The organism is Pseudomonas sp. OG7 (assembly GCF_014192825.1).
Lineage (GTDB): Bacteria > Pseudomonadota > Gammaproteobacteria > Pseudomonadales > Pseudomonadaceae > Aquipseudomonas > Aquipseudomonas monteilii.
In genome coordinates this window covers 199,529-212,182 of sequence record NZ_JACHYK010000006.1, presented here as the reverse complement: position 1 = coordinate 212,182, position 12,654 = coordinate 199,529, and the positions used below count along the sequence as shown (strand labels likewise).

At 62.2% G+C, this 12,654-nt stretch carries 11 protein-coding genes and 1 pseudogene; 5 read left to right on the top strand and 7 right to left on the bottom strand.

Annotated features, from left to right (window positions below):
- Positions 1-117: 117 nt before the first annotated feature.
- Entirely contained in the window at positions 118-1,641 is a 1,524-nt protein-coding gene (locus FHW75_RS16490; RefSeq protein ID WP_012274004.1) for a fumarate hydratase, read from the bottom strand.
- 248 nt (positions 1,642-1,889) lie between these two features.
- Here FHW75_RS16490 and FHW75_RS16485 point away from each other — a divergent pair, with 248 nt between their 5' ends.
- Entirely contained in the window at positions 1,890-2,810 is a 921-nt protein-coding gene (locus tag FHW75_RS16485; RefSeq protein WP_016713619.1) for an iron-sulfur-binding ferredoxin reductase, read from the top strand.
- Positions 2,811-2,929: 119 nt separating this feature from the next.
- Here the strand turns inward: FHW75_RS16485 and pyk are convergent, their stop codons facing one another.
- Positions 2,930-4,384, bottom strand: a complete 1,455-nt coding sequence (gene pyk / locus FHW75_RS16480; RefSeq protein ID WP_016713620.1) for a pyruvate kinase — start codon at positions 4,382-4,384, stop codon at positions 2,930-2,932.
- A gap of 179 nt (positions 4,385-4,563) precedes the next feature.
- Between pyk and FHW75_RS16475 the strand changes: the two genes are divergently transcribed.
- The 3 genes from FHW75_RS16475 (at position 4,564) to sbcB (ending at position 6,909) form a co-directional block, all read left to right on the top strand.
- Positions 4,564-4,950 (top strand): hypothetical protein, encoded by a 387-nt coding sequence (locus FHW75_RS16475; RefSeq protein ID WP_019099615.1) that lies wholly within the window; start codon positions 4,564-4,566, stop codon positions 4,948-4,950.
- Positions 4,951-5,073: 123 nt separating this feature from the next.
- On the top strand, positions 5,074-5,433 hold the full coding sequence (locus FHW75_RS16470; RefSeq protein ID WP_025753934.1) for a PilZ domain-containing protein: 360 nt from the start codon (positions 5,074-5,076) through the stop codon (positions 5,431-5,433).
- Between the two features lie 42 nt (positions 5,434-5,475).
- The gene (gene sbcB / locus FHW75_RS16465) at positions 5,476-6,909 is read left to right on the top strand and encodes an exodeoxyribonuclease I (protein WP_019099613.1); all 1,434 of its coding nucleotides are present in this window, start codon (positions 5,476-5,478) and stop codon (positions 6,907-6,909) included.
- A gap of 73 nt (positions 6,910-6,982) precedes the next feature.
- Here the strand turns inward: sbcB and mvaT are convergent, their stop codons facing one another.
- Positions 6,983-7,360 carry a histone-like nucleoid-structuring protein MvaT gene (mvaT, locus tag FHW75_RS16460; protein WP_019099612.1) on the bottom strand — a complete coding sequence of 126 codons (378 nt, stop codon included), beginning with the start codon at positions 7,358-7,360 and terminating at the stop codon, positions 6,983-6,985.
- 285 nt (positions 7,361-7,645) lie between these two features.
- On the opposite strand from mvaT, the gene purU reads away from it, so the two are divergent.
- A complete protein-coding gene (purU, locus tag FHW75_RS16455) occupies positions 7,646-8,497 on the top strand; it encodes a formyltetrahydrofolate deformylase (RefSeq protein WP_016713625.1) in 852 nt (283 codons plus the stop codon).
- A gap of 205 nt (positions 8,498-8,702) precedes the next feature.
- On the opposite strand, the gene FHW75_RS16450 is transcribed toward purU, so the two are convergent.
- From FHW75_RS16450 to FHW75_RS27210, 4 genes and pseudogenes are all read right to left on the bottom strand, one after another.
- Positions 8,703-9,695 (bottom strand): lysylphosphatidylglycerol synthase transmembrane domain-containing protein, encoded by a 993-nt coding sequence (locus FHW75_RS16450; protein WP_019099611.1) that lies wholly within the window; start codon positions 9,693-9,695, stop codon positions 8,703-8,705.
- Positions 9,692-10,456 carry a DUF2334 domain-containing protein gene (locus FHW75_RS16445; protein WP_025753931.1) on the bottom strand — a complete coding sequence of 255 codons (765 nt, stop codon included), beginning with the start codon at positions 10,454-10,456 and terminating at the stop codon, positions 9,692-9,694. Before FHW75_RS16445 ends, FHW75_RS16450 begins: the two co-directional genes overlap by 4 nt.
- Entirely contained in the window at positions 10,449-11,570 is a 1,122-nt protein-coding gene (locus FHW75_RS16440) for a glycosyltransferase family 1 protein (RefSeq protein ID WP_019099609.1), read from the bottom strand. The genes FHW75_RS16445 and FHW75_RS16440 overlap by 8 nt, the downstream gene beginning before the upstream one ends.
- Before the next feature lie 237 nt (positions 11,571-11,807).
- Positions 11,808-12,404, bottom strand: a pseudogene (locus FHW75_RS27210) (methyl-accepting chemotaxis protein); the annotation flags it as partial.
- Between the last annotated feature and the right edge of the window lie 250 nt (positions 12,405-12,654).

Genomic DNA, 12,654 nt, shown 5'->3' with positions numbered 1-12,654 from the left:
AACGACGGCCCCTTCGCGGGCTTGCCCGCTCCCACAGGTATCGCATAGCCCTGAGGCCTGCGCTGTCCCTGTGGGAGTGGGCAAGCCCGCGAAGGGGCCGCCGCAGTTACATCAGGCTTACTTCACTTCGACTGCCAGGCTCTGGGCAATCTTGCTCTGCCACAGGGCAGGGCCAGTGATGTGTACCGACTCACCGTTGCTGTCTACGGCAACGGTCACCGGCATGTCCTTGACCTCGAACTCGTAGATCGCTTCCATGCCCAGCTCGGCGAAGGCCAGGACCTTCGACTTGCGGATGGCCTGGGCCACCAGGTAGGCAGCGCCACCCACGGCCATCAGGTAGACGGCTTTGTTGTCCTTGATCGCTTCGATGGCGGTCGGGCCACGCTCGGACTTGCCGATCATGCCCAGCAGGCCGGTTTGCTCAAGGATCTGGCGGGTGAACTTGTCCATGCGGGTAGCGGTGGTCGGGCCGGCTGGGCCTACCACTTCGTCACCGACCGGGTCGACCGGGCCTACGTAGTAGATGAAGCGGCCTTTCAGGTCTACTGGCAGCTCTTCGCCACGGTTGAGCATCTCGACCATGCGCTTGTGCGCAGCATCGCGGCCGGTCAGCATCTTGCCGTTGAGCAGGATGGTCTCGCCCGGCTTCCAGCTGGCGACTTCTTCCGGGGTGATGTCGTCGAGGTTGACGCGACGGGCGCTCGGGCCGGCTTCCCAGACGATTTCCGGGTAAGCGTCCAGCGACGGTGCTTCCAGCTCGGCCGGGCCGGAGCCATCGAGCACGAAATGGGCGTGGCGGGTAGCGGCGCAGTTGGGGATCATGCACACCGGCAGCGAGGCGGCGTGAGTCGGGTAATCCATGATCTTGACGTCGAGCACGGTGGTCAGGCCACCCAGGCCCTGGGCGCCGATGCCCAGCTGGTTGACCTTCTCGAACAGCTCCAGACGGATTTCTTCCAGGCGGTTCTGCGGGCCACGGGCTTTCAGCTCATGGATGTCGATGGACTCCATCAACACTTCCTTGGCCATGACGGCGGCTTTCTCGGCGGTACCGCCGATGCCGATGCCGAGCATGCCAGGCGGGCACCAGCCAGCGCCCATGGTCGGGACGGTTTTCAGTACCCAGTCGACGATCGAGTCGGACGGGTTGAGCATGGCCATCTTCGACTTGTTCTCGGAACCACCGCCTTTGGCAGCCACGTCCACTTCCACTTTGTCGCCAGGGACGATCGAGTAGTGGATGACCGCTGGGGTGTTGTCCTTGGTGTTCTTGCGGGCACCGGCCGGGTCGGCCAGGATCGAAGCGCGCAGGACGTTTTCCGGCAGGTTGTAGGCGCGACGCACACCTTCGTTGATCATGTCGTCGACGCTCAGGGTAGCGCCGTCCCAGCGCACGTCCATGCCCACGCGCACGAACACGGTGACGATACCGGTGTCCTGGCAGATCGGGCGGTGGCCGGTGGCGCACATGCGCGAGTTGATCAGGATCTGGGCGATGGAATCGCGAGCAGCGGGCGACTCTTCACGCAGGTAGGCCTCGTGCATGGCCTGGATGAAATCGACGGGGTGGTAGTACGAAATGAATTGCAGGGCGTCGGCGACGCTCTGAATCAGGTCGTCTTGCTTGATCACGGTCATGCAGCGCGCTCCTCTTAAAGACGGGAACATTCATTAAGGCGCTCGACGGTGCCGACCAGCGTGTCGAAGCGCCTTGCAAGGCGCCGGCAGGTCAGGCCGACGGAAAAAGGCGCGGCAGTATAGCGCGCATCCGTGCCGGGCACACCTGCGGCCGGTCTGGACCATGGTCGGCAGTGGTTGGGCATCCTTTTTGCTGCCATTGCGCGCTTGGCTTACAGTGGACTGTGATTTGTGGAGAACGACCAACCATGCCCGAACTTTGCGTGGGCGAGCGCCGCTGGGCGGTGCCAACCGGCAGCAACCTGCTCGATGCCTTGAACGATGCCGGGCTCAACGTGCCTTACAGCTGCCGCGCCGGCAGTTGCCATGCCTGCCTGGTGCATTGCCTGGCCGGGCAACCGCTGGATGCCTTGCCCGAGGCCCTGGCGCTGGACAAGCATGCCCTGGGCTGGCGCCTGGCCTGCCAGTGCCGGGTGGTCGAAGACCTGCAAGTAGCGTTGTTCGACCCGCAGCGCGATGGCGTGCCGGCCCATGTCTGTGCGTTGGACTGGTTCGGTGATGTATTGCGCGTGCGGCTGCGGCCTGAGCGGGCGGTGCGTTACCAGGCGGGGCAGCATGTGGTGTTGTGGAATGGTTCGGTGGCGCGGCCGTATTCGCTGGCCAGTCTGCCGGGGGAAGAGGACTTTCTGGAGTTCCACATCGATTGCCAGCGCCCTGGCGCTTTCTGCGACAAGGCCCGTGGCTTGCGGCTGGGTGATGTGCTGCGCCTGGGGGAGTTCAGAGGCGGTGCGTTGCATTACGATCCGGACTGGCAGGATCGGCCTCTATGGCTGCTGGCTGCGGGCACCGGGCTTGCGCCGTTGTGGGGCATCCTGCGCGAGGCGGTGCGACAGGGGCATCGCGGCGAGATTCGGGTGCTGCATGTGGCGGGGGACAGCGCCGGGCATTATCTGGCTGGGCCGTTGAAGGAAATGGCAGGTGTGACTGTCGGGTTGGTATTGGCGGAGCAGATGGAGGAGGCGCTGGCGGGGTTACGGCCGACGTCACGGCAGACGGTGGTACTGGTGTGTGGGGCACCGGGGAGTGTCGAGCGGTTTGCCCGGCGGCTGTTCATTGCCGGGGTGCCGCGGGGGCAGGTGTTTGCCGATGTATTTGTCGAGCATGCTTGAGGCATGTGTTGATTGTACCGGCCTCATCGCGACCTTCGGTCGCTCCTACAGAGAATTGCGATCCCCTGTAGGAGCGACCGAAGGTCGCGATGAGGCCGTCAAGCGGACCCCGAGGGCTATCAGCCGACCAGCGGGTCACCAACGTGCAGGATCTTCATGCCGTTGGTGCCACCGATGGTGTGGTAGCTGTCACCCTTGGTCAGAATCACCCAGTCACCTTGCTCCACCAAGCCACGCTTGAGCAGTTCGTCGACTGCGGCCTGGCTCACCTTGTCGGCCGGCAGCGAAGCCGGGTCGAAGGCGATCGGGTACACGCCACGGAACATGTTGGCGCGTGCCTGGGTGGCGCGGTGCGGCGACAGGGCGAAGATCGGCACGTGCGAACGCAGGCGCGACATGATCAGCGGGGTGTAGCCGCTTTCGGTCAGGGCGATGATCGCCTTCACGCCCGGGAAGTGGTTGGCGGTGTACATGGCCGCCAGGGCGATGCTTTCGTCGCAACGCTCGAAGGTGGTGTGCAGGCGGTGGCTGGACTTCTGGCTCGTCGGGTGCTTTTCAGCGCCCAGGCAGATGCGGGCCATGGCCTGAACGGCTTCGATCGGGTACGAACCTGCAGCACTTTCAGCCGACAGCATCACCGCGTCGGTATTGTCCAGCACGGCGTTGGCCACGTCGGACACTTCGGCACGGGTCGGCATCGGGTTCTGGATCATCGACTCCATCATCTGGGTCGCCACGATCACCGCTTTGTTGTTGCGGCGGGCGTGCTGGATGATCTTCTTCTGGATGGCGATCAGCTCGGCATCGCCGATTTCCACGCCCAGGTCGCCACGGGCAACCATCACCGCGTCGGAGGCGGCGATCAGCTTGTCGAGGGTCTCGTCGTCGGCAACCGCTTCGGCGCGTTCGATCTTGGCCACCAGCCAGGCGCTGCCACCGGCTTCGTCACGCAGCTTGCGCGCGTATTCCATGTCGCTGGCGTCACGCGGGAAGGACACGGCCAGGTAGTCCAGGTCCATTTCCGCCGCCAGCTTGATGTCGGCCTTGTCTTTTTCGGTCAGGGCCGGTGCGGTCAGGCCGCCACCTTTGCGGTTGATGCCTTTGTGGTCCGACAGCGGGCCACCGATGATCACCACGCAGTGCAGGGCATCTGCAGTGGCGGTTTCGACGCGCATGACCACGCGGCCATCGTCCAGCAGCAGTTCGTCACCGACGCCGCAGTCTTTGACCAGGTCGGGGTAGTCGATACCGACGATGTCCTGGTTGCCTTCGGTCAGCGGGTGGGCGGTAGAGAAGGTGAACTTGTCACCGATCTTCAATTCGATGCGCTTGTTGGCGAACTTGGCGATGCGGATCTTCGGACCCTGCAGGTCGCCCAGCAATGCTACATGGCGGCCGTTCTTGGCGGCGATGTCACGGATCAGGCGCGCGCGGGCCTTGTGCTCGTCCGGAGTGCCGTGGGAGAAGTTCAGACGTGCCACGTCCAGGCCGGCGAGGATCAGCTGTTCGATCACTTCCGGCGAGTTGCTGGCGGGGCCAAGGGTGGCGACGATTTTGGTACGGCGGATGCTCATGCACAGACTCCTATAGTGAAGCGCAGCGAAAGGCTACTCCTGAATCTCGCTGTAGTCATTGTTCCGTTGCACTACCTGCGACCAAGGCAGGGTGGCATTTGAACGGGCAGGGTATGCTTGCAAAAGGCTGTGAAGATTTGTTGGCGTTGGCCGATAAACAGGCATTAAAGGAGATCCCCATGCGAGCCCTGATCGTTTTAGCCCTGGCCGCCAGCGTCGTCGGCTGTACCCGCTGGTCCATGGACCACCACCTGAACAATGCCTACCGTGCCTACGACCGTGGCGATTGCGCCCGGGTCATGCTGGAGCTGTCGCAGGTCGACCGCACCAGCCGTGCGCGGCCATTTATCCACCCCGAGGTGTCGCTGCTACGCGGCCAATGCCTGGAGCGCCAGGCGCTTTATGTGGATGCCGCGCAGACCTATCAGTACCTGATCCAGCAGTACCCGGGCAACGAGTATGCCTATCGCGCCCAGGCCCGCCTGCAGACGCTGGAGAAACTGGGCCATTTGCGCGGCGGTGAAACGGCGGTGGCCAAGCCGGCGACGACCGTACCTTGGCGCTAACACCAAGGTGTTGTTTATTTCACGAGATTTGCAGCGCGTGCTGCGCTAATCTGTAACTCAGCTGTTACAACAACCGCCAGTTCCTTGTATTCCTGGCATCAGGTACGGAATACACTTGCGATCATGTTCAACAAGCGCCACATCGAACGCCATCAGCTGCCTTGTGTCCTCAAGGTGTTCAACCGGTTTACCAACCAGGAAATCGGCCAGCTAGGCAATGCCTCCGAAGATGGCTTGATGGTCATCAGCCAGCTGCCCGTGCTGGTCGGGCCGGATTACGAGCTGCAACTGCGCATGCCGTTGGTCGGCGGGGGGCATCAGTTCGTCAATCTCACCGCCAGTTGCCTGTGGTGCCGCGAAGACCTGACGCCTGGGCACTATGATTCGGGCTTCATGCTGCTGCAGGCCCCGCGCGAATACGACGAGTTTGTGCATTCGTTGCGTGATTACTTCAGTTTCCACCCCGCCAACGCTTCTGTCTGAGGCTACGCTAGAATCGGGTCGACCTCGATACAGGACGACCCCGTGACCTCCAGCATTTTCTGGCACGACTACGAAACCACCGGCATCAACCCGCGCTGCGACCGCCCACTGCAGGTGGCCGGTGTGCGCACTGACTTTGACCTCAACGAGATTGACGAGCCGATCAGCCTTTACTGCCGGCCCTCTGACGATATCCTGCCGCATCCGGCCGCTTGCCTGGTGACCGGCATCACGCCACAGCTGTTGGCCGAGCAGGGGCTGTGCGAAGCCGAGTTCATGACCCGGGTGCATGCCCAGCTGGCTCAACCGGGCACCTGTGGTGCCGGCTACAACACCCTGCGCTTTGACGACGAAGTGACCCGCTACAGCCTGTACCGCAACTTTTTCGACCCTTATGCCCGTGAGTGGCAGGGCGGCAACAGCCGCTGGGACCTGATCGATATTGTGCGTACTGCCTATGCCCTGCGCCCGGAGGGTATTGAATGGCCGCAGCAGGACGGCCGCACCAGCCTGCGCCTGGAGCTGCTGAGCAAGGCCAATGGCATCGATCACGGGCATGCCCACGAAGCGCTTTCCGACGTACGGGCAACCATTGCCCTGGCTCGCCTGATTCGGCAGAAGCAGCCAAAATTGTATGACTGGCTGTTCCAGTTACGCAGTAAGCATAAAGTGATGGAGCAAATCCGTTTGTTACAGCCGCTGGTGCATATATCCGGGCGCTTTTCGGCGGCGCGTAATTACCTGGGTGTCGTTTTGCCACTGGCCTGGCACCCGCGTAATCGCAATGCACTGATTGTGTGCGACCTGCATCAGGAAACCCTACCGTTACGACGGGAAAGTGCTGAAGTTTTGCGCCAACGTTTGTACACCCGGCATGATGAATTGGCCGAGGGTGAATTACCGGTACCGCTCAAACTGGTACAGATCAATCGCTGCCCGGTACTGGCGCCGTTGTCGGTACTGCGCCCGGTCGATCAACAGCGATTGGGCCTGGACTTGACGTTGTTACAATTGCGCGGTGAAGAGTTGGCCAATCAACAGGCGCAATGGCAAGACAAGCTGGCGCACATCTATGGCAAGGATGAGTTTGCCCCGAGTGCGGACCCGGAACAGCAATTGTACGAGGGTTTTATTGGCGACCGTGACCGGCGCTTATGCGAGCAAGTTCGTGCGCTGGAACCGGCGCAGTTGAGCCATGGGCACTGGATGTTCGATGACCCGCGCTTGCCCGAACTGCTGTTCCGCTACCGGGCGCGTAATTTCCCCGACACCTTGAACAGCGAAGAACGCCAGCGCTGGCATGGCTTCTGCCAGCAGCGCCTGAGCGACCCGCGATGGGGGGCACCGAATACGCTGGGTGACTTTGAGCAGGCACGCCAGCAAGCCTGGGAGGGCGCTGACGAAGCGGGCCGGCGTGTGCTGGAGGCTTGGCAAGTGCATGCCCGGCAATTGCAGGCACAATTTGCAGTTGGCTGATCACCAGACAAACAAAAACGCCGGCGATGTGCCGGCGTTTTTGTTGCGATAAGCAAAAGGCGTAGATGGACAATCAGTCCAGCAGGGTCGCCCAGCTTTCAACCACATCGCCACCCCAAGTGGCTTTCCACTCTTTCAGGGTTTTGTGGTTGCCGCCTTTGGTTTCGATCACTTCACCGTTGTGCGGGTTTTTGTATTGCTTGACCTTGCGTGCACGCTTGGTGGCAACAGCCTTGATCGCACCACGAGGTGCCTTGCTCAGTTTCGACTCTGGGTCGAGCAGGGCAATCACGTCGCGCAGCGACTTGGAGTACTCGCCCATCAGTGCGCGCAGTTTGCCTTCGAACTCCAGTTCTTTCTTCAGCTTGTCATCCTGCGACAGGTTGGCCAGGCGGGCCTGAAGTTCCTTGATGGCTTCTTCGGTGGCGCGGTACTCGTTGATCAGGGACATGGAGTGTTCCTTAATGCGTGTTCAGAAATGTGTGGGGCAATAATAGACAGCCGATAGTCGCAAGTAAACATGCTATTGGGCAATTAACTGTTAATTAAGCTGTGACAACATTTCTCCACGTGAACAAAAATTTACATAAAGGCCCGCTATTTCTTCATGTCTGTCAGACGAGGCGCGGTGCTGCGTTTGCAGACCTGCATAGACCCACGCGGCTGCGATCAATACTGCGTTTTTTCTGTCGGGCCGCTAGAATAGGCGCCTTTGCGAAGTTCTGGAGTCTCATTCATGCGCACCTATCGTCTGGTGATCGCCTGCCCCGACCGCGTAGGCATCGTGGCGAAAGTCAGTAATTTCCTGGCCTTGTACAATGGCTGGATCAACGAGGCCAGCCACCACTCTGATGAGCACAGCGGCTGGTTCTTCATGCGCCATGAAATCCGCGCCGAATCGCTGCCGTTCGGTATCGAAGCCTTCCGCGAGGCGTTTGCGCCAATTGCCGAAGAGTTCTCCATGACCTGGCGCATTACCGACTCGGCGCAGAAAAAGCGCGTGGTGCTGATGGCCAGCCGCGAGTCGCACTGCCTGGCCGACCTGCTGCATCGCTGGCATACAGACGAACTGGACTGCGAGATCCCCTGCGTGATCTCCAACCACAACGACCTGCGCAGCATGGTCGAGTGGCACGGTATTCCGTTCTTCCATGTACCGGTCGACCCCAAGGACAAGGCCCCGGCCTTTGCCGAAGTGTCGCGCCTGGTCAATGAGCATGCTGCTGATGTGGTGGTGCTGGCCCGCTATATGCAAATCCTGCCGCCGCAACTGTGCCAGGACTATGCCGAGAAGGTGATCAACATTCACCACAGCTTCCTGCCGTCTTTCGTCGGTGCCAAGCCTTACCATCAGGCCGCTCTGCGTGGCGTGAAGCTGATCGGTGCGACCTGCCACTACGTTACCGAAGAGCTGGACGCCGGCCCGATCATCGAGCAGGACGTGGTACGCGTCAGCCATGCCGACAGCATCGAAGACATGGTCCGCTTTGGCCGCGATGTAGAAAAGATGGTGCTGGCCCGTGGCCTGCGTTATCACCTGGAAGACCGGGTGCTGGTGCATGGCAACAAGACCGTGGTGTTTGACTGACACTGGCCGGTTGGCGCTGAGACTCTGGGGCGCAAAGCGCCCCCGGGAATCCTGAAAGGAATACCCATGGCCAAGCAACGTAACACCCCCACTGCTTCACCCCCGCCCACCCTCGGCGAAGGCTGCCTGGCCCGCTACGACCCCGAAGCCCTGGATGACACTGACGGCACCGATTTCCCTGGCGCCGCCGAACTCTGGCAGCAGCTCAACCCGCCTGACGTCGCCAGCGCTCCAGCAACGGACGCGCAAGCAGGCACACGAACACCGGCCCACCCGCCAGCAGATAAAAGTAGTAAGTAACCGCCCGCCATATCAGGATCGCCGCCGCTGCGGTCGAACTGCCCACCAAGGGCGTCAGCAGGCTGGCTGAAGTCAACTCGGCGGCACCCGCCCCTCCAGGCAACAGGCTGAACTGGCCAGCACTGAGTGATAGCATCTGCACCAGAAAGCTGGGGATCCACGCCAGGTCCACACCCAGCCCTCTCAATACCAGGTACAGCACGCTGTAGCGCAGCCCCCAGTGGACGCAGGTCAGGGTGAATACCAGGCTCAGGGTGCGTTTGGGCAGACGCCAGGTCTGCGCCAGTGCATCGATGAAGTGAAGCAGTTTGCGTGCCCAGCGGCGCTGGCGCGGCGGGCTTACGCCCAAGTGCTGCAGCAGCCTGCCGTTCATGCGCATTACCGTGCGTCGGTAGCGCAACAGCCCGATCACCCCGACCAGTGCTGCGCATAGCAGCAGTGCGCTGCCCAGCAGCATGCTTTCCTGGCTGCGGCCCAGGCTGTGGAACAAGGCGTAGCCGGCTATCGCGAGCATTGCGCAGAAGAAGAACGCCAGATCGTTCAGCTGGTCCATGGCGAACACGGCGCCGCTGCGTGCCGGGCCGATGCGGTGACGCGCCAGCAGCGCCATCAGGGTCAATGGCCCGCCACTGCCACCGGGGGTCGTGCAGATGGCAAACTCCGTGGCCATGACCACGCCGAGGCTGCGTGCATGGCTTAACTGTTTTGCCTGCTCACCCAGCAACAAGCGCAAGCGCAGCGTGTTGATGACCCAGCACGACAGAATCATGCCAAGCAATATGACCAGCAGTTGCGGGTCGAACCGGCTTAGTCTGGGAAGCAGTTGGCTACCTCCCAACAGCGCTGGCACCAGTGCTGCGCCCAACAATGCCAGCATCAGCAAGGCCCAGCGGTTCATGCTGCCACCTGGCGCTCCAGCCAGGCCGATTTGGTCAGCGGTTCGCGGCCATCCTTCATCAGGTGTTCCAGTGTTCGCAGCCAATAGTCGCGGGACGAGCGATGGCGCATGTCTACCGGGTGCAGCCCCAGGCGTAATGTGGTCGCGCCTTTCCAGCGACGGCATTGCCAGTCGCACAGCACGCGGGACAACGTGCGACGCCATGCACTGCGGGCGCTCCAGACAAGGCCCGGCGCATCGATAGGGATGAAGTCAGGCAAACGGTACAGGTGCTGTGGTGTGCTGGTGTACTTCAGCGGCAGGCGACGCAACGCTTGCCGAGTGCCCTGGCTCATGAGCCAGGCCGGTGCGACAAACCCTGCCACAGGCCAACCTTGGCCCTCGAACAATGCCAGGCCCTCCTGCAGGCGGGTAAGTGCTTCGGCTTCATCAAGGCTGTAGAACTCGCCTTCATGGGTATAGATACGCCGCATGAAGTAGTCGATGGGGCTGCGCGGTGGTGGCCCTTCGTCCGCATGGGCGTAGCCGTGCAGCGCCAGTTCGTCCCCGTTGGCCAGGCGTTTGTCCAGCAGACGGCAGAACGAGGGCGCCAGGTGCAGCGGATTGCGCCGATGGAAGTCCGGGACCACCAGCCATGTCATGGGGACGTGGCCCAGCGCGTCGACGGCCTCTACGAAGGGCTGGTAGTCCGGCCAGGTTTCCGGGGCTACATCATGCAGTACCAGCATGAGGCTGCGGTGGCTGGAGGAGGGCTCAGGCATGGGCACGCACCTGTGGCTGATAGCCGAGCACGGCCTGGTAGTGCTGGAGCAGGCCCGCGACCACGTTATCCCACGAGTAATGCTGTTCTACATGCCGACGGGCCTGCGCACCCAGCGTGCCTACGCCAGCCTCGAACGCTTCGCGCACAGCGGTTGCCATGGCGCGGCCATCGTTGGCGCGGCACAGGATGCCGCACTGATCATTGATGATTTCACCAAAGGCACCCGCGCGCACGGCCACCACCGGCGTTGCGCTGGCCATGGCTTCGAGAATGACCAGGCCGAACGTTTCCTGGTCGCCAGCGTGCACCAGCAGGTCGGCGCTGGCCATCAGCCGGGCCACCTCTGCAGCCGGGCAGAAGTGGTCGATGACGCTGACGTTGTGTGGCACGTTGGCGGGCATGTTCGAACCTACCAACACCAGGTGGTAGGGGGCGCCGAGTTGCTGTATGCAGTCGAGCAGCACCGGCAGGTTCTTTTCCCGCGAGCCGCGGCCGGCGTAAATCAACAGGCGGCTGGTGTCGGCAATGCCCAACTGCGCGCGCAAGTGTGGGTCGCGCTGGTCGGGGTTGAACGTGGCCAGGTCCACGCCCAGGCGTTGCACATGCACGTTGCGTATGCCCAGGCGGCGCAGTTTGTCCGCCATGACCTGGCTGGGCGCCAGCACCCGGTCAAAATTGCCGTACAGCTTGCTCACGTAGGCCTCGACATTGGGCGTGAACCAGTTGCCCATGCGGTTGCTGACCAGCAACGGCAGGTCGGAATGGTAGAAGCCGATCACTGGCACATCCAGTTGGCGCCTTGCCTCCAGTGCCGCCCAGGCGGTCAGGTAGGGGTCGCCGACTTCGATCAGGTCGGGTTTGAGCGTGCGCAGCGTCTTGCACCAAGGTGCCAGGCGTACCGGAAAGCGGTAGCCCTTGCCAAACGGCAGGGGTGGGGCGGGTACCTGAAAGATGCCATCGGCATGCCGGGCGCTGGCGCCGGGAATCAACAGGCTATGGCGTACGCCTTGGATGGCGTCGAGGCGGCGGTGTTTGGCATCAAGATAAGTACGTACGCCACCGCTGGCCGGGGCGTAGAACATGGTGATGTCGGCGATGTGCACGATCAGCATCCCTCCGGGATCGTCTTCGGGTCTGTCATCCGGCGGTAACGGGCCGGCGATGACGCGCCTAAAGGTTGACCTCTCAGAAGGATAGTTTGTTCGATCGGGGTTGGGCGTGCAGGCCTCGAACGCGGTGTTGGCTTCTTCGCGGGCAAGCCCGCTCCGACAGGTCCACCACAATATTCGAGAGTTGTGGCGATTCTGGGGGAGCGGGCTTGCTCGCGAAGCAGGCGACGCGGTACGTGCTTAGATGCGGAAGCTGCCTACCAGGTGCTTAAGGCGGCCGGCTTGCTGCTCCAGGTCAGAACAGGCGCGCAGGGTGGCCTGCAGGTTCTCCACGCCTTCCTGGTTGAGCATGTTGATCTCGTTGATGTCCATGTTGATGGCCTCGACCACGGCGGTCTGCTCTTCGGTCGCAGTAGCTACGGACTGGTTCATGCCGTCGATCTCGCCAATGCGCACGGTCACGCTGTCCAGCCGCTCACCGGCCTGGTTGGCGATCTGCACGCTGTCCTGGCTGTGGCGCTGGCTCTGGTCCATGGTCTCGACCGACTCACGGGCACCGACCTGCAGCTCTTCGATCATGGTCTGCACTTGTTGCGCCGATTCCTGGGTGCGGTGCGCCAGGTTGCGCACTTCATCGGCGACCACGGCAAAGCCACGCCCGGCTTCACCGGCGCGGGCTGCCTCGATAGCGGCATTCAGCGCCAGCAGGTTGGTCTGCTGGGAAATGCTGGTGATCACTTCGAGTATCTGGCCGATATTCACGGTCTTGCTGTTCAGCGTTTCGATATGCTCGCTGGACGTGACGATCAGGTCGGACAGGCGGTTCATCGCGGCTATGTTGCGCTCGACCACCTGCTGGCCTTCCTCGGCTAGCAGGCGCGCGGAGCTTGCATGCTGTGAAGCCTGGGCAGCGTTGCCGGCAATTTCCTGGGCGGCGGCACCCAGTTCGTTGATGGCGGCTGCCACGCTGTTGGTACGGTTGGACTGCTCGTCAGAGTTGGTCATTGACGAATTCGACGCACTGATCACGCGCAGGGCCACTTCGTTGACCTGCTCGGTGGCTGAGGATACTTCGCGGATGCTGCTG